Source organism: Micromonospora antibiotica (genome assembly GCF_017599305.1).
GTDB lineage: Bacteria > Actinomycetota > Actinomycetes > Mycobacteriales > Micromonosporaceae > Micromonospora > Micromonospora antibiotica.
Window position 1 is genome coordinate 97,133 of record NZ_JAGFWR010000012.1, and the last position, 20,040, is coordinate 117,172.

At 73.4% G+C, this 20,040-nt stretch carries 16 protein-coding genes; 12 read left to right on the forward strand and 4 right to left on the reverse strand.

Translation table 11 applies throughout. From position 1 onward, the window contains the following. Window positions 1–219: 219 nt before the first annotated feature. From JQN83_RS20475 to JQN83_RS20510, 8 genes are all read left to right on the forward strand, one after another. Entirely contained in the window at window positions 220–816 is a 597-nt protein-coding gene (locus JQN83_RS20475; RefSeq protein WP_307799482.1) for a TetR/AcrR family transcriptional regulator, read from the forward strand. 338 nt (window positions 817–1,154) lie between these two features. After that, on the forward strand, window positions 1,155–1,673 hold the full coding sequence (locus JQN83_RS33205) for a hemerythrin domain-containing protein (RefSeq protein WP_307799483.1): 519 nt from the start codon (window positions 1,155–1,157) through the stop codon (window positions 1,671–1,673). Window positions 1,674–1,807: 134 nt separating this feature from the next. After that, window positions 1,808–2,746 (forward strand): LLM class flavin-dependent oxidoreductase, encoded by a 939-nt coding sequence (locus JQN83_RS20485; RefSeq protein ID WP_208568752.1) that lies wholly within the window; start codon window positions 1,808–1,810, stop codon window positions 2,744–2,746. 123 nt (window positions 2,747–2,869) lie between these two features. Then, the gene (locus JQN83_RS20490; protein ID WP_208568753.1) at window positions 2,870–3,883 is read left to right on the forward strand and encodes an aldo/keto reductase; all 1,014 of its coding nucleotides are present in this window, start codon (window positions 2,870–2,872) and stop codon (window positions 3,881–3,883) included. A gap of 266 nt (window positions 3,884–4,149) precedes the next feature. After that, window positions 4,150–5,052, forward strand: coding sequence for a TIGR01777 family oxidoreductase (locus tag JQN83_RS20495; protein WP_208568754.1), 903 nt, complete (start codon window positions 4,150–4,152; stop codon window positions 5,050–5,052). Between the two features lie 229 nt (window positions 5,053–5,281). Further along, complete coding sequence (locus tag JQN83_RS20500) at window positions 5,282–7,105, forward strand: DUF6311 domain-containing protein (RefSeq protein WP_208568755.1); 1,824 nt, start codon at window positions 5,282–5,284, stop codon at window positions 7,103–7,105. A 139-nt stretch (window positions 7,106–7,244) separates the two neighbouring features. Then, window positions 7,245–7,883, forward strand: coding sequence for a lipoyl(octanoyl) transferase LipB (gene lipB, locus JQN83_RS20505; protein ID WP_208568756.1), 639 nt, complete (start codon window positions 7,245–7,247; stop codon window positions 7,881–7,883). Window positions 7,884–7,887: 4 nt separating this feature from the next. Beyond that, window positions 7,888–8,280, forward strand: a complete 393-nt coding sequence (locus JQN83_RS20510) for a VOC family protein (RefSeq protein WP_208568757.1) — start codon at window positions 7,888–7,890, stop codon at window positions 8,278–8,280. Between the two features lie 537 nt (window positions 8,281–8,817). Here JQN83_RS20510 and aspS read toward each other — a convergent pair. Beyond that, on the reverse strand, window positions 8,818–10,104 hold the full coding sequence (aspS, locus tag JQN83_RS20515; protein WP_208568815.1) for an aspartate--tRNA(Asn) ligase: 1,287 nt from the start codon (window positions 10,102–10,104) through the stop codon (window positions 8,818–8,820). 357 nt (window positions 10,105–10,461) lie between these two features. Between aspS and lipA the strand changes: the two genes are divergently transcribed. From lipA to JQN83_RS20530, 3 genes are all read left to right on the forward strand, one after another. Next, on the forward strand, window positions 10,462–11,511 hold the full coding sequence (gene lipA / locus JQN83_RS20520; RefSeq protein WP_208568758.1) for a lipoyl synthase: 1,050 nt from the start codon (window positions 10,462–10,464) through the stop codon (window positions 11,509–11,511). 215 nt (window positions 11,512–11,726) lie between these two features. Continuing rightward, window positions 11,727–13,253, forward strand: a complete 1,527-nt coding sequence (locus tag JQN83_RS20525) for an NAD(P)/FAD-dependent oxidoreductase (RefSeq protein WP_208568759.1) — start codon at window positions 11,727–11,729, stop codon at window positions 13,251–13,253. Window positions 13,254–13,414: 161 nt separating this feature from the next. Continuing rightward, window positions 13,415–14,104, forward strand: a complete 690-nt coding sequence (locus tag JQN83_RS20530; protein ID WP_208568760.1) for a DUF4191 domain-containing protein — start codon at window positions 13,415–13,417, stop codon at window positions 14,102–14,104. 497 nt (window positions 14,105–14,601) lie between these two features. Here JQN83_RS20530 and JQN83_RS20535 read toward each other — a convergent pair whose 3' ends face one another. Then, window positions 14,602–15,009 (reverse strand): RDD family protein, encoded by a 408-nt coding sequence (locus tag JQN83_RS20535; protein WP_208568761.1) that lies wholly within the window; start codon window positions 15,007–15,009, stop codon window positions 14,602–14,604. 421 nt (window positions 15,010–15,430) lie between these two features. On the opposite strand from JQN83_RS20535, the gene glnA reads away from it, so the two are divergent. Further along, complete coding sequence (gene glnA, locus JQN83_RS20540; RefSeq protein WP_208568762.1) at window positions 15,431–16,855, forward strand: type I glutamate--ammonia ligase; 1,425 nt, start codon at window positions 15,431–15,433, stop codon at window positions 16,853–16,855. Window positions 16,856–17,065: 210 nt separating this feature from the next. Here the strand turns inward: glnA and mptB (JQN83_RS20545) are convergent, their stop codons facing one another. Beyond that, window positions 17,066–18,550, reverse strand: coding sequence for a polyprenol phosphomannose-dependent alpha 1,6 mannosyltransferase MptB (mptB, locus tag JQN83_RS20545; RefSeq protein ID WP_208568763.1), 1,485 nt, complete (start codon window positions 18,548–18,550; stop codon window positions 17,066–17,068). A 13-nt stretch (window positions 18,551–18,563) separates the two neighbouring features. Beyond that, on the reverse strand, window positions 18,564–19,979 hold the full coding sequence (gene mptB / locus JQN83_RS20550) for a polyprenol phosphomannose-dependent alpha 1,6 mannosyltransferase MptB (protein WP_208568764.1): 1,416 nt from the start codon (window positions 19,977–19,979) through the stop codon (window positions 18,564–18,566). Window positions 19,980–20,040: the final 61 nt, after the last annotated feature.

Genomic DNA, 20,040 nt, shown 5'->3' on the forward strand with positions numbered 1-20,040 from the left:
TCCGTTACGACTCCGAGCCTAACCGGAGGATCCTCCGTTTGCCACCCGACCCCCGAGCGGACCCGATCCCCGCGCAGACCCGACCCTGAGCAGACCCGACCCTGAGCAGACCCGACCCTGAGCAGACCCGGACCGGGTCAGACCCGGACCGGGCCCTGAGCGGACCCGACCGCCGGAGACACCACCCGTCAGCACCACTGCACCAGACCAGGAGGCGACGTGTCGCAGAACCGCTCAGGAGGCGACGTGCCGGAGCGCGGTTCCCGGCCGCTGCGCGCCGACGCGCTGCGCAACCGGCAGCGGCTGCTCGACACCGCCGTGAAGGCGTTCTCCCGACAGGGGCCGGAGGTGACCCTGGAGTCGATCGCCCGGGACGCCGGGGTGGGCATCGGCACCCTCTACCGGCACTTCCCCACCCGGGAAGCGTTGGTCGAGGCCGCCTACCGCAGCGAACTGGCCAAGCTCTGTGCCGCCGCCGACGACCTGCTGACCCGACTGCCGCCCGCCGAGGCGACCCGGGCGTGGATGGACCGCTTCGTCGACTACCTGGCCACCAAACGGGGCATGGCCGACGCCCTGCGCCTGGTGATCGCCGCCGGCACCAACCCGTACGCGCAGAGCCGGGACCTGCTGGTCGCCGCGCTGACCCGGCTGCTGGCGGCCGGCGTCGCCGACGGCACGATCCGCCCGGACGTCGACCCCGGCGACGTGCTGGCCGGGCTGGGCGGGATGTCGCTGGCGGCGCAGGGACCCGAGCAGCGGGACCTCGCCGGCCGTTTGCTCGACCTGCTCCTGGCCGGCCTACGCCGACACTGACGGCCCGGGTGCCGACGCCCGTCGGCAGGCCAGGACCGACACCCACGGCGATGGGTCGGGTCGACACCCACGGCGATGGACCGGCACCCGTGACGGTGCGCCGGGCCGACAACCGGCGATGGACCGGCATCCGTGGCGGTGAGTCGGGCCGGCACCCACGGCGATGGGCCGGCACCCGTGACGGTGGGTCGGGTCGACAACCGGCGGTGGGTCGGCATCCGTGGCGTTGGAAGGGCGGACAGCGCGGCGGGTGGGTCGTAGGATCGTCGCCAGCGTCGCAGTGCACCCGGCAAGGAGACCGCCGAGGGCATGGAGGCGCGGGACAGCATGGGACACACGTGCACCCCGATTCCACCCCGGCCGACCGGTTGACCGCGCTCGGCCACCAACTGGTAGAGATCCACCTCTGGTTGCTCGACGAACTCGACCAGCTCCGGGCCGGCCTCGACGCCGGTCCCGACGGATCACCCGGGGCAGGCCGGCTGCGCGGCCTGCGTACCCACTGCCTCAGCTTCTGTGCGGCGCTCACCCGGCACCACACCGGCGAGGACGCCGGGGCGTTCCGGGTGCTCGCCGACGAGGCACCCGAGCTGCGGCCCGTGCTCGACAAGCTCAGCCGGGACCACCGCATGGTCGACTGGATCGTCCACCGGATCGAGGCGCTGTTCACCGGCCCACCGCCCGACGACCCGGCGGCCCTCGACCGGGTACGCGTCGAGCTGGACGGGCTGTCCGCCATCCTCGAATCGCACTTCCGCTACGAGGAACGCACCCTCACCGCCGCCCTCGACGCGCTCGGCGACCGGGCGGGCGGCACCACCGAACTGCTCGGGGTGACCCCACCGCCGGACTGGTGACCCCACCGGGGCGCGCAACAGACCCGGCCGGGGCGCGCGGTAGAACCGTCGGGAGCGTGGGCGGTGATTCTCCGGTTGGCAGAATCCGGGGTCGCGGGCTGGCCGGGACGGCACGCGACGGCGAAGCTGGGCCGGTGACCGTCTTCTCGCTCCAGGCCACCCCGACCGACGCGGCGGGCTGGGTCGACCTCGCCCGCCGGGCCGAGGCGGTCGGCTTCGACGCCCTGCTCGCCGCCGACCACCCGGGCGACGTGACGTCCCCGTTCGTCGCGCTCGCCGCCGCCGCGTCGGTGACCTCCACGATCGGGCTCGGCTCGTACGTGTCGAATCTGGGGGTGCGGGAGCCGATCCTGCTCGCCGCCGACGTGGCCACCCTCGACCTGGTCTCCGGCGGGCGGGCCCGGCTCGGTGTCGGGGCCGGCCACACCCCCGCCGAGTGGGCCGCCGTCGGCCGGGTACGCCCCGACGTGGCCGGCCGGGTACGCCGCTGCGTGGCCGTCGCCGAGGCGGTCCGTGCCCTGCTCGACGGTTCCCCGGTGACTGTCGACTCCCCCGACCTGGTGGCGCGGGAGGCCCGGCTGACCTCGCCCCGGCCGGTGCAGGAGCGCATCCCGCTGACCATGGGCACCGCCAACTCGACGCTGCTGCGCTGGGCCGGCGCGCACGCCGACGTGGTCGGGTTGACAGGTTTCGGGCGTACCCTCGCCGACGGTCACCGGCACGAGGCGCGTTGGCGGACCGACCAGATCGAGGCGCAGCTCGCCCAGGTGGCCGCCGGCGCGGCCGGCCGCGACACCCCGCCCGCGGTGGAGGCGCTGGTGCAGACGGTGGTGGTCACCGACGATGCCGAGGCCGCCGCCGCCGAACAGGCGGGCCGGATCGGGCTGACCGTCGCCGAGCTGCTGGCCACCCCGTTCGTGTTGATCGGCACGGTGGACGAGATCGTCGCGGCGGTCGCGGCCCACCGGCGTCGCTGGGGCGTCACCCGCTTCGTGGTACGCCGGGACGCCCTCGAACCGCTCGTCCCGGTCCTGTCCCGGCTGCCCGGCGCCGCACCGACGCGGGACGGGTGAGGTCCCGGTCCGCGGGCACAGCGGAGGGTGCCGGGGCTGGAACACCCACGGTGTCGGGCGTCCGCCGAGGGGCGGAGGCCAACGCTTGACCTGGAGCGCGCTCCAGGTTGAACACTGGTCGGCATGACGACGACACGGACTCTGGGCCGCAGTGGAATCGAGGTCGGCGCGATCGGCATGGGGTGCTGGGCGATCGGTGGCCCACTCTGGGGCGACGACGGTCAGCCGTACGGCTGGGGTGAGGTGGACGACGACGAGTCGGTCGCCACCATCCACCAGGCCCTCGACCTGGGTGTCACCCTCTTCGACACGGCCAGCAACTACGGGGCCGGGCACAGCGAACGGGTGCTCGGCCGGGCGCTCGCCGGCCGGCGGGACCGGGCGGTGATCGTCACCAAGTTCGGCAACCGCGCCGACGAGGCGACCCGGCGGGCGCTGGGCGTGGACGCCAGCCCGGCGTACGCGGTGGCCAGCCTGGAGGGGTCGCTGCGTCGACTCGGCACCGACCACGTGGACCTCTACCTGCTGCACCTCAACGACCTGCCGGCGTCCGCCGCGCTCGACCTGGTCGACACCCTGGAGGGCCTGGTCACCCAGGGCAAGATCCGCGGGTACGGCTGGAGCACCGACAACCCGGGGTCGGCGCGGGCGTTCGCCGGGGCGGGGCCGCACTGCGTCGCCGTCGAACACGACGAGTCGGTGCTGAACGACAACCCGGAGGTGCTCGCCGTCTGCGACACCTTCGACCTGGCCAGCCTCAACCGGGGGCCGCTGGCGATGGGCCTGCTCACCGGGGCCACCCGCACGCTGGGCGCGGACGACGTGCGGGGCCGGGCGCCGCAGTGGCTGGTCTGGTTCCGCGACGGCCGGCCCACCCCCGAGTGGTCGGCCCGGGTGGCGGCGATCCGGGCGGCGTTGACCTCGGACGGCCGTACCCTCGCCCAGGGGGCGCTGGGCTGGCTGCTGGCCCGCAGCCCCCGTACGCTGCCGATCCCCGGCTGCCGGACGGTGGCGCAGGCCCGGGAGAACTTCGCCGCCCTCACCCTCGGCCCGCTCCCGGCGGACGCGTTCGCCGAGGTGGAGCGCCTCCTTGCCGACCTGCGCCCGACCCCCGCCGGCACCCCGGCCACCCGATAGGTCCCACCACCGCGCACCCCACCCCACCCGCCTCCCGCCCGCCCCGTTACCCTCCCGCCCGCCCCGACCTCCCCACCCCACCTCGGCGGATCGCCGGCCGGCCCCGGTGATCAAGAGGTTTAGGTCAGTTGATCAAGAGGTTCAGGTCAAGTTGAAGATCAATCTTGACGCAAACCTCTTGATCACCGGGACGAGGCGGGTGGGGGTGGGGGGTGGGGGTGGTGGTCGGCGCATCTGGTTGGGGGTGCGTAGCCGAAGATGGGGGTATGCGGATCCTGATGGCCGGCGTGTCCGGCTTCCTCGGCACCCGGCTGGTCGACCGGCTCACCGGCGACGGGCACCAGGTCACCCGGCTGGTCCGGCGCTCGCCGCGTACCCCCGACGAACAGCGGTGGGACCCGGCCGCCGGGCAGCTCGACCCGGCCGTGGTGGCCGCGGCCGACGCGGTGGTCAACCTGGCCGGGGCCGGGGTCGGCGACAAGCGGTGGACCGACGACTACCGCCGGGTGATCCGGTCCAGCCGGGTGGACAGCACCACCACGCTGGCCGTGACGATCGCCGGGTTGCCGGCGGCGGACCGGCCCCGGGTGCTGCTCAACTCCTCGGCGGTCGGCTGGTACGGCAACACCGGCGACCGGGTGGTCGAGGAGGACGCCCCGGCGGGTGAGGGGTTCCTCGCCGACGTGTGCCGGGTCTGGGAGGCGGCGACCCGGCCCGCCGAGGACGCCGGGGTACGGGTGGTGCGGCTGCGGACGGGCCTGCCGCTGCACCGCGACGGGGGGCTGCTCAAGCCGCAACTGCTGCCGTTCAAACTGGGCATCGCCGGCCGACTCGGCAGTGGGCGGCAGTGGCTGCCGTGGATCTCACTGTTGGACTGGCTGGACGCCACGGTGTACCTGCTGGCCGCCGGGGAGGTCGCCGGCGCGGTCAACGTGGTCGGCCCGCATCCGGCCACCAACGCCGAGTTCACCCGGGAGTTCGCCCGCCAACTGCACCGGCCGGCGATCGTCCCGATTCCGGCGCTCGCCCTGAAGGTCGCCCTGGGCGGCTTCGCCCAGGAGGCGCTGACCAGCGCGAGGGTCCTGCCCGCCGTGCTCACCCGGGCTGGTTTCCCCTGGACCCACCCCGAGCTGCCCGCCGCGCTACACGCCGCCCTGCACGACGACTGACCGGGCTGCACGATAGGCCGGGCTGCACAATTGGCCCGCCCGGCACGACTGACCGGGCTGCACGATGGACCCGCCCGGCACGACTGGCCGGACTGCTCGCCGCCCGGCGACCGGCCCGGGTGGCGCGGCGGGCATGCGGGCGCGGCGGTCGGCGGCCCGGTCGAACCGGGAGGGGTCGGGGTCGCGGGTCCGACCGGTCGGTCCAGTTCCGGTTGGTAACGTCCGCTCCGTGCCGACTTCCCCGACCCTGGCCGCCGACCAGCCACCCACCGCCGCCCCGGACACAGCCCGGGGTCGGCGGGCCGACCTGATCATGCTGGTCGTCGCGGTGGCGCTGGCGGTCTGGGTGACCAGCGGCCTGTGGCGCGACCCGAACCAGCGGGCGATCACCGTGAACTCCAGCGACCAGGCACTCTTCGAGTGGTTGCTCGCCTTCGGCGGGCACGCCGTCACGCACGGGGAGAACCCGCTCTTCACCCATCTGCTCAACGTCCCGGACGGGGTGAACCTCGCCGTCAACACCTCGATCACCGTGTACGCGGTGGTCTTCGCACCGCTGACGTACCTGATCGGGCCGCCGGCGACGTTCCTGGTGATCCTCACCCTCAACCTCGCCGCCACCGCGCTGGCCTGGTACTGGCTGCTCTCCCGGCACCTGGTCGGCAGCCGGCTCGCGGCGGGCGTCGGGGCGCTGTTCGTCGCCTACTCCCCCGGCATGGTCGCGCACGCCAACGCCCACCTGAACTGGACCGCCGGCTGGTTGGTGCCGCTGCTGGTGGCCGGGGTGTTCGCGCTGCGCCGGCCGGGCCGTTGGTTGCGGGGCGGGCTGGTGCTCGGGGTGCTGGTCGCGGTGGCCTTCTCGATCGCCGCCGAGGGGTTGTTCTTCACCGCGCTGGCAGTCGCCGTCTTCCTCGCCGTCTGGGCGCTGCACCCGGCCCGCCGGGCGCAGGCCCGCGCCGCGTTGCCGGACCTCCTGCGCGGGTTGGCGGTGACCGCGCTGGTCGCCGGGGTGCTGCTGGCGTACCCGCTGTGGTTGCACTTCGCCGGGCCGCAACGGTTCCACGGCACCGGTTTCGACCCGGTCATCCACGCCGAGGACATCGCCGCGTTCGGGGCGTACCCGAGCCGGTCGGTGGCCGGGGCGCTCGGCTGGGACACCACGCTGGCGCCCAACCCGACCGAGGAGAACAGCTTCTTCGGGGTGCCGCTGCTGCTGCTCACCGTGGTCTGCTTCGGGTGGCTGTGGCGTCGGGCCGGCCCCGGCCGGCAGGCCACGCTGACCGCGCTCGGGGTGACCGCCGTGGTGTTCGCGGTGCTGTCCTGGGGGCCGGTGGCGAAGTGGAACGGGAGCCGTACCGGCCAACTGCTGCCTTTCGGGGTGCTGGACGACCTGCCGGTGGTCAACGCCGCCCTGCCGTCCCGGCTGGCCCTGGTGGTCGCGCCGGTCATCGGGGTGCTGCTGGCGTACACCGTCGACCGGCTGCGGGCGACGCCACCGGGTCGCACGGCGGTCTGGGTGTGGGGGGTGGGTTTTGCGGCGGCGCTGCTGCCGCTGCTGCCGACCCCGCTGCTGACCAGCGTCCGCCCGCCGGTGCCGGAGTTCGTCACCGCCGGCACCTGGCGGGAGTACGTCTCACCGGGCGGGGTGCTCACCCCGATCCCGCTGACCCTGGACGTCACGCCCGACGGCCAGCGCTGGCAGGCGTACGCCCTGTCCCACCGGCAGGGTGAGTTCCGGCTGCCCGCCGGCTTCTTCCTCGGCCCCGGCGGCCCCGACGGGCGGGGGCGGATCGGGCCGCCGCCGCGCACCTTCGACACGCTGATGGACCAGGCCGGCCGGACCGGGCTGGTGCCGATCGTCACCGAGGGCAGCATCCGCCTGTCCCGGGCGGACCTGCGGTACTGGGGGGTCGAGGCGGTCGTCCTGCCCGACGAGGTGCACGGGGCCAAGTACGACCTCGACGAGGACGCCCTGCGCCGCACCGCCACCGCCCTGCTCGGCGAGCCCCGCCGGGTGGACGACGTGTGGCTCTGGACGGTCCCCGCCGCCTGACGGTCCCCCTGACCGGTCACGCCCACGGCGCAGGTCCACGCCCGGACGCGCGGGGTCACGCCCAGCGCCTGGGATCACGCAGGGTGGGGCGACGAGGCTCACGGGGCGGAGCGCGGGCGGGCGGGGCTAGGGTGGCGGGGTGAGCGTGACGACTTCCGGGGTGACCGCCGTCCGGGCCGGTGTGGTCGACTACCCGACCGCGTGGGACGAGCAGCGGCGGCTGCACGCCGAGGTGGTGGCCGGTGAGCGTGGCGACACCGTGCTGCTGCTGGAACACCCGAGCGTCTACACCGCCGGCAAGCGCACCGAGCCCTGGGACCGGCCGATGGACGGCACCCCGGTGGTCGACGTCGATCGGGGCGGCAAGATCACCTGGCACGGTCCGGGGCAGCTCGTCGGCTATCCCATCGTCCGGCTGCCCGACCCGGTCGACGTGGTCGCCTACGTCCGCCGCACCGAGCAGTTGCTGATCGACGTCTGCGCCGAGTTCGGGCTGACCGCCGGCCGGGTCGAGGGGCGCAGTGGCGTCTGGGTGCCCGACGACGACCGGGGCCCGGCCCGCAAGGTGGCCGCCATCGGCATCCGGGTCGCCCGGGGCGTCACCCAGCACGGCTTCGCGATCAACTGCGACTGCGACCTGTCGTACTACGACCGGATCGTGCCCTGCGGCATCGCCGACGCCGGCACCACCTCGCTCACCGCCGAGCTGGGCCGCCCCGTGACGGTGGCCGAGGTGCTGCCCGTGGTGGAGCGGCACCTGCCCACCCTGCTCGGCTGAGCCGGTGCGGATCGACCTCGTCACCGTCGTCGTCGCCGACTACGACCCGGCCATCGCCTTCTTCACCGGGATCCTCGGTTTCGAGCTGGTCGAGGACGAGCCGTCGCTGACCAACGACGGCCGCCCGAAGCGGTGGGTGGTGGTCCGCCCGCCCGGCGCGCAGACCGGCATCCTGCTGGCCCGCGCCGACGGGGAGCGGCAGCAGGCGGTGGTCGGTGACCAGGTGGCCGGTCGGGTCGGCTTCTTCCTCCAGGTCGACGACTTCGACGCCGTCCACCGGCGAATGGTCGACGCCGGCGTGGAGTTCGTGAAGCCGCCGCGCACCGAACCGTACGGTCGGGTGGCGGTGTTCCGGGACATCGCCGGCAACCGCTGGGACCTGCTCGGCCCGGCCTGACGCCGCTGCCCGCTGCCTCCGTCGAGCCGCCGCAGCTCCACCGGGTCCGGTATCCGCCGGGCCGGGACCCAGGTCCTACCTCCCGGTCCCGCCCCCGCATTCTCCACCTGTTCCGGGCCCGGCCCGGCCCGGCCCCAACCCTGGTCCCGCTCCCGGCTGCCGATCCCGGGTCCCGCTCCAGCCGCCGCAGCACCTCTCCGTCCGCTACGCAGCGTAAAGACGCCGCCGGGCGTCACTTACCTCACTCGCACACTTTGCTCTGCTGCCCTGGACGCACCGCATGCGGAGAGTGACCGCCGCGTCGATGGCAGCAGAGCAAAGTGCGAATGGGCGGGTAAGTGGGACAGGAAGAGGTGGCAGCAAAACTCCTGTTCAGCGAGGCGTGGGCTGCTACCCGGCAAAAAGCAGCTCCGCCCACACCTCGCATCGATCACGGAGAGCAACCAACAGCGAGTTCAGCGAGACCACTACCCAGAGTGCGTACCCAGACGCCTGGTGAGGGCCCACGGCAGGCCGGTCGCGCGGACACCCGGCGGCTCAGGGGGCCAGCCGGTGCAGGTCGCGGGGGAAGGCGGTGACCTCCCGGACGTTCGTCGCACCGACCAGCCGGGCCACGAAGCGTTCCAGGCCGATCGCGAAGCCGCCGTGCGGCGGCATCCCGTGCCGGAACGCGTCCACGTACCCGGCGTACGGCTCGACCGGCTCGCCGCGCGCAGCCAGCGCCGCCAGGTAGTCGGCGTGGCGGTGCAGCCGCTGCCCGCCGGTGACCAGCTCCAGCCCGCGAAAGAGCAGGTCAAAGCCGTTCGAGTACGCGGGCCGCGCCGGGTCGGGGTGGGTGTAGAACGGCCGCTTCGCCATCGGGTACCCGGTGACGAAGAGGAAGTCCGAGCCGTGGGTGGCACGGGCCCACTCGCTCAGTGTCCGCTCGTGGGCGGGGGCCAGGTCGGGTTCGTCGGCGGGTGCGCCGGCGAGCCGCAGCGCCTCGGTGAAGTGCACGGCCGGGATCTCGACCGGCACGTCGGGCAGGGTCAGCCCCAGGGTCGCCACCGCGCCGCCGGCCCGCCGGGCCACCTCGGCGAGCATCCCCGCGAGGGTGTCCCGCAGCACCGCTATCACGTCCCGGTGGTCGTCGACGAAGCCCAACTCGACGTCGAGCGAGGTGTACTGGGCCAGGTGCCGGACGGTGTCGTGCGGTTCGGCCCGGAACACCGGCCCCACCTCGTAGACCCGCTCGAAGACGCCCACCATGAGCTGCTTGTAGAACTGCGGCGACTGGGCCAGGTAGGCGGGCCGGCCGAACCAGTCGAGGGCGAAGACGTTCGCCCCGCTCTCGGTGGACGTGGCGACCACCTTCGGGGTGTGCACCTCCACGAAGTCACGGGCGTCCAGGGTGGCCCGGAAGCCGGCCACCGCCGCCGCCGAGATCCGCAGGGCCGCCGAGCGGGTCGGGTGCCGCAGCGCCACCGGGGCGTGGTCGAGCTGGGTGGGCAGGGTCGCGGTGAGCGCCGGTCGGTACAGGTCGAACGGCGGCGGCACGGCGGCTGGGCCGAATGGTCGTACCGTCGGATGGGTCACCTCGACCCCGGCGGGCGCGGTGCCGTTCGCGGTGACCGTGCCGACCACCTCGACCACGGTCTCCTCGGGCAGTGCCGTCACGGCGGCCCGGACGGCCGGGTCGGTGACCACCACCTGGGTCAGGCCGGCGGCGTCCCGGACGATCAGGAAGGCCACCGACTTCAACAGTCGGCGGCGGTGCACCCACCCGGCGATCCGCACGGTCTCGCCGACGCGGGTGGGCAGGTGGGAGGACAGGATGCGTTGCACGGCGGTTACCTCCTCGATCAATCGCAACGCGATCCCCGGGAGGTGTGGGCGAGCGGGAACCTCGCGGTGCCACCACACCTTCGCCCCCGCCGCGGCGGGGGCCTCATTCGTCGCCTTTTCACCGGGGCCAGCCGGGCGGGGTCTACTGGGCGCGCGGACGCGCCGTTCTTCCCGCGGCTCGGGAGGGTCTTCGCGCCCCGGCGTCAGACCGCCTTCCAGCAAACCGGCGGCTCTCTGCACTGGCGGATCGGGGCGGTACTCGGCTCCGTCACAGCTCTGCGGCACGCTAACACCCGTTACCCCGGCTGTAACGGGCTTTTTCGGCCCGCCGGTGTCCGGTGTCACAAGACCGGTGACGTGACGCCGGTCGCCCGACGTGCATCGATCGCCGCCGTCGGGCGTAGGCTCGGTTTTGTGACGATCGAGCACTCCGCGCCGACGACCCAGCAGGCAGCGCGCTCCGCGACGGTCGCCCCCGAGGGGCGACGGATGCTGCGGATCGAGGCGCGCAACGCCGAGACGCCGATCGAGCGCAAACCGCCGTGGATCAAGGTCAAGGCCAAGATGGGGCCGGAGTACACCGAGCTGCGCGGGCTGGTCTCGCGTGAGGGGTTGCACACCGTCTGCCAGGAGGCCGGCTGTCCCAACATCTACGAATGCTGGGAGGACCGGGAGGCCACCTTCCTCATCGGCGGCGACCAGTGCACCCGGCGCTGCGACTTCTGCCAGATCGACACGGGCAAGCCGGCCGAGTTCGACGCCGACGAGCCGCGTCGGGTCGCCGAGTCGGTCGCCACGATGGGCCTGCGCTACGCCACCATCACCGGCGTCGCCCGGGACGACCTGCCCGACGGCGGCGCGTGGTTGTACGCCGAGACCGTCCGGCAGATCCACGCGCTGCGGTCCGGCTGCGGCGTCGAGCTGCTGATCCCCGACTTCAACGCGGTCCCCGAGCAGCTCGCCGAGGTGTTCGGCGCCCGGCCCGAGGTGCTGGCGCACAATGTCGAGACGGTGCCCCGGATCTTCAAGCGGATCCGTCCGGCGTTCCGCTACGAGCGTTCGCTCGACGTGATCCGGCAGGCCCGCGCCGCCGGGCTGGTCACCAAGAGCAACCTGATCCTGGGCATGGGCGAGGAGCGGGCCGAGGTCTCCCAGGCGCTGCGTGACCTGCACGAGGCGGGCTGCGAGCTGATCACCATCACCCAGTACCTGCGGCCCACCCCCCGGCACCACCCGGTGACCCGCTGGGTCAAGCCGGAGGAGTTCGTCGAGCTGCGCGCCGAGGCCGAGGAGATCGGCTTCGCCGGGGTGATGAGCGGGCCGCTGGTGCGTTCGTCGTACCGGGCGGGGCGGCTCTACCAGCAGGCGTTGACGGCCCGCGAGGAAGCCTCGGTCACGGTCGGCTGATCCGGGCCGTGGCGCAACGATGCCCGGGGATCGCGCCGGGTCACGGCGACGCCCGCTGGGCATTCGAGTGTGTCGATCTTCCCAGACCTGGGCGACGCCCGCAAGGGGTGGTGAGCGGCAGCTCAGCGTCGATTCGACGACGCTCCCCGGGCAGGGCGAGATCGTGTTAGATTCCGCCAGCCCCGACCCCTAACTCATCGATGGTGGTGTCTTTGATGGCGCAGCCGCACACGGTTGTCATCGGCGCCGGCCCCGCCGGACTCACCGCCGCGTACGAGTTGACGCGGCGGCACGCCCCGGTCGACGTAGTAGAGGCCGACGACGTGGTCGGCGGGATCAGCCGCACCGTGGAGCGGGAGGGCTGGCGGTTCGACATCGGCGGGCACCGGTTCTTCACCAAGGTGTCCCGGGTCGAGGCGTTCTGGCACGAACTGCTCTCCGAAGACGACTTCCTGCTGCGCCCCCGGATGAGCCGCATCCACTACCAGGGGCGGCTGTTCGACTACCCGCTGCGGGCCGGCAACGCGCTGCGCAACCTGGGCGTGTGGGAGGCGTGCCGGTGCGTCGGGTCGTACCTGTGGGCGCGGGTGCGCCCGCCGGCCGACCAGAGCCACTTCGAGGGCTGGGTGTCGGCCCGGTTCGGGGCCCGGCTGTACCGGATGTTCTTCAAGACGTACACCGAGAAGGTCTGGGGCATCCCCGCGACGGAGCTGCAGGCGGACTGGGCGGCCCAGCGCATCCGCAACCTCTCCCTCGGCGCGGCGATCCGCGGCGCGCTGCTGCCCCAGCGGGGCGGCACCGAGGTGACCAGCCTGATCGAGGAGTTCCGCTACCCCCGGCTCGGCCCGGGGATGATGTGGGAACGCTGCGCCGAACTGGTGGTCAAGGCCGGGGGGACGGTCGAGCTGGAGACGGCGGTACGCACCGTGCACCGCGCGGACGGCCGGGCGGTCGCGGTGACCGTCGACGGCCCGTCCGGTGAGCGGCGGATCGCCGCCGACCACGTGGTCTCCAGCATGCCGATCTCGGCCCTGGTCCGGGCGATGGACCCGCCCGCGCCGACCGAGGTACGCGAGGCCGCCGACGCGCTGCGGCACCGGGACTTCCTGACCGTGGCGCTGGTGGTGCCGGCCGAGGCCGGTTTCCCCGACAACTGGATCTACGTGCACACCCCCGGGGTGCAGGTCGGGCGGATCCAGAACTACGGCGCCTGGTCACCGGAGATGGTCCGGGCCGGCGGCACCTGCCTCGGCCTGGAGTACTTCGTCAACGAGGGCGACGAGCTGTGGTCGACCCCCGACCCGGAGCTGGTCGCCTTCGGCACCGCCGAGTTGGAGCGGCTCGGCCTGGTCCGCCCCGGCTCGGTCACCACCGGGTACGTGGTGCGGATGCCGAAGGCGTACCCGGTCTACGACGAGGGCTACGCCGAGGCCGTCGAGGTGATCCGCCGCTGGCTGGCCGAGGCGGTGCCGAACGTGCACCCGGTGGGTCGCAACGGCATGCACCGGTACAACAACCAGGACCACTCCATGCTCACCGCGATGCTCGCCGCGGAGAACATCCTCGACGGCACCGACCACGACGTCTGGGCCGTCAACGTGGAGGAGGACTACCACGAGGAGGGCGGCAACGACGGTGCCGGCCACGCCGGCACGGGTCAGGGTGGCACCGGCCGCGCCGCCCCCGTCATGCCGCGCCCCCGCACCGCACCGCCGGTCGGGGACCGCTCCCCCACCGGCTGACCACCGTCGGGAACAGCCCCGGTCGATCACGGCCCGACCGGCCCCGCCTGCCGTGGATCGACCCCGCTCGCGGTGGTCCCGCCACCCGGGAACACCGCGGCCCACCGCCGACCACCGGCCGGGGATCATCCGTCCTGGCGGCGACCACTAGACTCGGCGGCATGGCAAAGCCCCAGGAGAAGGTCTCGTTCGGCCAACGGCTGAAGCAGATCGGGATGGTGTTCAAGTTCACCGCCAAGCAGGACCGGTGGTTTGCGCCACTGGCCGCCGGGGCGGTGCTGATCCCGCTCGCGCTCACCGTGGTCGCGGTGATCCTCTGGGGCTGGCTGTGGCTGCCGATCGGCATCCTGTTCGCCCTGCTCGCCCTGCTCGTCGTGCTCAACCTGCGGTCCAACAAGGCGATGATGAACGCCGCCGAGGGGCAGCCCGGCGCGGCGGCGCAGATCATGGAGAGCATGCGTGGCGACTGGCGGGTCACCCCGGCGGTCAGCTCCACCACCCAGATGGACATGGTGCACCTGGTGATCGGCCGGCCCGGCGTGATCCTGCTCGCCGAGGGCAACCCGCAGCGGGTCCGTGGCCTGCTGGGCCAGGAGAAGCGCCGGCTGGCCAAGGTGATCGGCTCCGCGCCGCTGCACGACTACGTGATCGGCCAGGGCGAGGGTGAGCTGCCGATCCGCAAGCTGCGGATGACCCTGATGCGGCTGCCGCGCACCCTCAACGGCAAGGACGTCAACTCGCTCGACAAGCGGCTCAAGGCACTCACCGCCCGCCCGCAGATGCCCAAGGGCGCGATCCCGAAGAACATGCGGCCACCGGGCCGCGCGTTCCGCCAGACCCGGGGCCGCTGACACCCCCGTCGTACGCCCGGCCACCTGCCACCGGCCGGCCCCGTGCCCACCCAGCCCCGCCCGTGACCACCCGGCTCTGCCTGTGACCACCCAGATCTGCCGCGCCCACCCGGCGCTGCCCGTGACCACCCGGCTCTGCCCCGTGCCCGCGTGTCCACCTCTGCGCGGGGGCCAACGCCTGCCCGCTCCGCGCCCACCCGTGCCCGCGCCTGCACACGACCCGGCGTGGTCCTCTCCGCAGCGGGGGTCGGCCGTCCATGATCGTGCTCGATCCTGGTTGTAGTGGTCTCACAGCCGTCGGATGCCACTACAACCAGGATCGAGCACGATCATGCGGCGGGCAGCGCGAGCGCCCGGGGCGGCGAGCACCCGCCAGGCAGCGCGGCGAGCACCCGCCAGGCAGCGCGAGCGCCCGGCCGGCAGCGCGAGCGCCCGGCCGGCAGCGCGAGTACCCGGCGGGCAGCGCGGGCACCCGCCGGGCGGGGCGGGCGGGGCGATCAGGTGGTGGGGCGGGGGGCGTCGGCGATGACCGCGCCGGTGAGGCGGTCGTGCAGGCCCCGGCGCTGCCCGTCCATGATCAGCGGCGGTACGACCAGGGCCAGGAGCAGGCCGCGCAGGAGCGCCCGGGGGACGCCGATCCGCCCGCCGTCGGACCAGTCGAGGCAGCGCAGCCGGGTGATCCTCATCCCGGGGGTCTGGGCGAAGAGGCCGAGGAAGAGGCCGTACTCGACGATGAGCACCGCCACCGGGGCCCAGCCGTCGCGGACCGGGTCGGCGAAGAAGTTCGCCACCAGCAGGCAGAGCACCCAGTCGATCACCAGGGCCCCGAACCGTCGGCCGAGGGTCGGCGGGGTGAAGGCGGGATCGGTGGCGGGCGGCACCGGCGCCGCAGGCGAACTCGTCACGGTGTTCAAGGGTAGTCAGCACCGCCCTGCCACCGGCCAGGGCGGCACCGGCACCCGCGGCGGCACGCCACCGCTCAGGGCGGCACGCCACCGCTCAGGGCGGCAACGGCACCCGCTACCGCTCAGGGACGGCGGCCGGCCGGGGTGGTCACCGGGGCCCCGGGTCGGTCGGCGGCCGGTCACCAGGTGGACAGGCAGAGTGTTTCAGCAATCTGTGCACATTCGGTCTAATCACTACGAATGGCAGCACAGCGCTTCAGCCGGTATCGTCCGAACGGACAACCCGGCGGGTACTGAGCGGCGCAGATGACGCTCCGCTAGCGGCGTAACACGGCAGAAACATTGGAGACACGGGCGAGCAACCCCACGGTCATAGCGTCGCCAGAGCCCAGCCACCGGAGTGGACGTGCCAGGAGGACGTGTGTTTGCCAATCCCGAGGAACTCCTGCGATACCTCAAGAACGAGGACGTAAAGTTCGTCGACGTACGTTTTTGTGACCTGCCCGGCGTGATGCAGCACTTCAATCTGCCGGTGGAGTCCTTCGACGACAGCGTCTTCACCGACGGTCTCGCGTTCGACGGTTCGTCGATCCGCGGTTTCCAGGCGATCCACGAGTCGGACATGCTCCTGCTCCCGGACGTCGCGACCGCCTTCATCGACCCGTTCCGCGCGCAGAAGACCCTCGCGCTCAACTTCTTCATCCACGACCCGTTCACCCGTGAGGCGTACTCGCGGGACCCGCGCAACGTGGCCAAGAAGGCCGAGGCCTACCTCGCCGCCAGCGGCATCGCCGACACGGCGTACTTCGGTGCCGAGGCGGAGTTCTACATCTTCGACTCGATCCGCCACGAGACCTCGGCGCACCAGTCGTTCTACTACATCGACTCGATCGAGGGCGCGTGGAACACCGGTCGTGAGGAGGCCGGCGGCAACCGCGGCTACAAGACCGCGTACAAGGGTGGTTACTTCCCGGTGCCGCCGGTGGACCACTACGCCGACCTGCGCGACTCGATCGTGCGTCGGCTGGTCGACGGCGGGTTCACCGTGGAGCGTTCGCACCACGAGGTCGGCACCGCCGGCCAGTCGGAGATCAACTACAAGTTCTCCACCCTGCTGCACGCCGGTGACCAGCTCCAGCTCTTCAAGTACATCGTGAAGAACGAGGCCTGGGCCAACGGCAAGACGGCCACCTTCATGCCCAAGCCGCTCTTCGGCGACAACGGCTCCGGCATGCACACCCACCAGAGCCTCTGGCTCAACGGCGAGCCGCTGTTCTACGACGAGACCGGTTACGCCGGCCTGTCGGACACCGCCCGCTGGTACATCGGTGGCCTGCTGCACCACGCCCCGTCGCTGCTGGCGTTCACCAACCCGACGGTCAACTCGTACCGTCGGCTGGTGCCCGGCTACGAGGCCCCGGTCAACCTGGTCTACTCGCAGCGCAACCGCTCCGCCTGCACCCGCATCCCGGTCACCGGCAGCAACGCCAAGGCCAAGCGGGTCGAGTTCCGGGTGCCGGACCCGTCCAGCAACCCGTACCTCGCCTTCTCGGCCATGATGATGGCCGGCCTGGATGGCATCAAGAGCAAGATGGAGCCGCCGGCTCCGATCGACAAGGACCTCTACGACCTCCCGCCGGAGGAGTGGGGCGACGTCAAGCAGGTGCCGGGCTCGCTGCCGGAGGTGCTCGACGCGCTGGAGGCCGACCACGACTACCTGCTCGACGGTGGCGTCTTCACCCCCGACCTGATCTCCACCTGGGTCGGCTGGAAGCGGGCCAACGAGGTCGACCCGGTGCGTCTGCGCCCGACCCCGCACGAGTTCGCGATGTACTTCGACTGCTGAGGTCCGCCTCGACGGTCACGTTCCACCGGCCGGGCCGGCTCCGCTTCCGCGGAGCCGGCCCGTTCCGTCACCCCGGCCGGCACCGTCACCCCGGCCCGTTCCGTTACGCCGGCCCGCAGCGCTACACGACCGGCACCGTCACATCGGCCCGGCACCGTCACGCCGGCCCGTTCCGTTACGCCGGCCCGCTGCGTTACACGACCCGCACCGTCACCCCGGCCCGGCACCGTCACGCCGGACCGTTGGATGCCACCGGCCCCGTGCCGCGCCGACCAGCAGCACCAGCAGCAGCGCGGTCATCACGATCGCGCCGGGTGCCTTGGTGTACCGGGCGACCGACGTGCCGTCGGGCAGGGTGAGGAAGGCCGCCACCGCCGCCGGCGCCACGAACCAGGTCGTCCGGGTCGCCGACACCGCGAGCAGCAGCAACGGCCAGGTCACGTACCACGGGTGCAGGACCGGGGCGAGCAGCACCGTCGCGGCCAGCGCCGCGCCCGCCGCGCCCAGGGTGACCCGGGGCCGGGCCGCCGCCAGCCGGTGCACCCGCTGCCGGACGTCGTTGAGCCGGCGCAACGCCGTCCACGCCCGCCACCAGAGCAGCACCAGCAGCACCGCCAGGACCAGCAGGCCCACCGCCCGGGTCACCGGCACCGCGTCCGGCCGCCGACCGGCCAGCTCGCCGACGTAGTCGACGACGAAACCGACCGCCGTCGGCGCCGACGTCCACTGCTGTGAGTCACCGCTGCGGGCCAGGCCGGCGACCCAGCCCAGCCCCAGGCCGGACAGCGCCGAGACCGCCGCCAGGGTGGCCAGGACCGCCCCGGCGAGCCGGCCGCCGTCGCGCAGCAGGGCCCGGAGGGTGTAGCGGCCGTGCACCGCCGCCAACGCCGCGAACGGCAGCACCACCAGCGCGGTCGCCTTCACCGCCACCGCCAGCCCGAGCAGCACCCCGGCCACGAGCAGCGCCCCCGTCCGGCCGGGCGACCGGACCAGCACCAGCAGGCCCAGCAGGAGCAGACCGAGCATCACCGCGTCGTTGTGCGCGCCGGCCACCAGGTGCACCCCGACCAGGGGGGAGGCCAACCCCAGCCAGGCCGCCCGGCGGGTGGGTACCCCGGCGGCGCGGGCCAGGCCGGGCAGGCTGAGCGCCACCAGCAGCACCCCGGCCACCGCGTACAGCCGCAGCACCATCAGGGTGCCGACCAGGGTCCCGCCGAGCACCGCGGCGAGCGCGGCCAGCAGCACGAAGGCGGGGCCGTACGGGGCCGGGGTGTCCCGCCAGATCGGCGCGACCGCGTCGACCCACGGGCAGCCGGCCGCCGCCACCCCCACCCGGTACGGGTCGTGCCCGGCCGCGTACGACCAGCCCTGGCAGGCGTACGAGTAGACGTCCCGGCTGGCCAGCGGCGGGGTGAGCAGCAGCGGCAGGGTCCACAGCCCGGCGGTGACGTACGCCCACCGGGTGGACGGGGCACCGGCGCGCAACGCCCACCAGGCACCCACCATCAGCGCCGTCCCGACCAGCCAGCAGAGGATCGCGGCCGGCCCGTGTGGCGCGCGCCACGGCCCGGTCGGCGGCACCTCGGGCAGCACCCCGCCCAGCCAGCCGGCCACGGCGAGCAGCACCGCTCCGGTCAACCCGAGGTGACGCGCCGCACGGGCCCGTCTCCCGGTCGGCACGCCGGGCTCGGTCACCGGCCACCTCTCCTCAGTCGGCGGGCGCGTCCACGGTGGCGGGCCGCCGGCCCGCCCGAGCCGACCGTACCAACCGGACGGCCACCACGATCACCAACAGCGTCATCAGCGGGGCACCGGGCATCTTGGTGTACCGGGGCAGCCCGGTGCCGTCGGGCAGCACCAGGAACGACGAGATCAACGCCACCAACGCGAACCACCGGGTCGTCCGGTGGGTGGTCGCGGCGAGCACGGCCAGCGGCCACAGCCAGTACCAGGGGTGGAACAGCGGCGCGAGGGCCACCGTCGCGGCGAGTGCCAGGCCGGCGTGCCAGAGCGGGTCGCGGGTGCGGGCCCGCCACCACAACCAGACCAGCAGCACCGCCAGCACCAGCATGCCGATCGTCCGGGTCACCGGTAGCGCGTCGATGTCCGCGCCGAACAGGGCCGCGACGTAGCCGGCGGTCTGCCCGACGGCGGTCGGCGGCGACGTCCAGGCGATCGCCAGGCCACCCTGCTGCAGGCCGGAGATCCAGCCGAAGTTCAGTCCGGCCGCCAACGTCGCCCCGACCACCGTCCCCACCGCGCCACCGACCACCCAGCCGCCGTCCCGGCAGAGCCTGCGGATGGAGTACGTTCCGGCCAGCGCGGCCAACGCGGCGAAGGGCACGACGACCAACGCGGTCACCTTGATCCCGGCAGCCAGGCCGAGCAGCACGCCACCGGCCAGCAGCGGGCCGGGGCGGCCGGGATGTGATGCCACCACCGCCAGCCCGGCGACGAGCAGTCCGACCATCAGCGCGTCGTTGTGCGCGCCGGCGACCAGGTGCACCCCGACCAGCGGCGACCCGAGCGTCAGCCACAGCGCCCGTTCCGGTGCCACCCCGCATCGGCGGGCCAGCACCGGCAGCACCGCCGCGAGCAGGGCGACCCCGGCCACCGCCAGCAACCGGAACAGCACGATGCTGCCGACCAGTGAGTCCGTCGCCGCCACCGCCGCGCCGGAGAGCAGGGCGAACAGCGGCCCGTACGGGGCCGGGGTGTCCCGCCAGATCGGCGAGACCGTGTCCAACCACGGGCACGGCAGCGCCGACACCCCCTGCTCGTACGGGTTGAACCCGGCGGCGTAGGTGGCGCCCTGGCAGGCGTACGCGTACACGTCCCGGCTGGCCAGTGGGGGGGCGACGAGCAGCGGGACGAGCCAGAGCCCGATGGTCACCAGCGCCCACCGGGTCGACGGGACGCGATCGCGCAGCGTCCACCACACTCCGGCCATCAGCCCCAGCCCGACCACCCACAGCGCGACGAGCAGGGGCCCGTTCGGGCCCTGCCAGATGCCGACCGGGGTGTTTCCGTGCCGCGAGGAAGGCAGCGCGCCGCCCAGGAACGCTGCGACGGCGAGCATCGTCGAGCCGGCCAGGCCGGTCCAGCGCGCCAAGGGGAGGGGCATGGGAGAACATGCTGCCAGTACCACGGTGACGCCCCCGGGGTGGGCTATGGCGGTGGGCTAC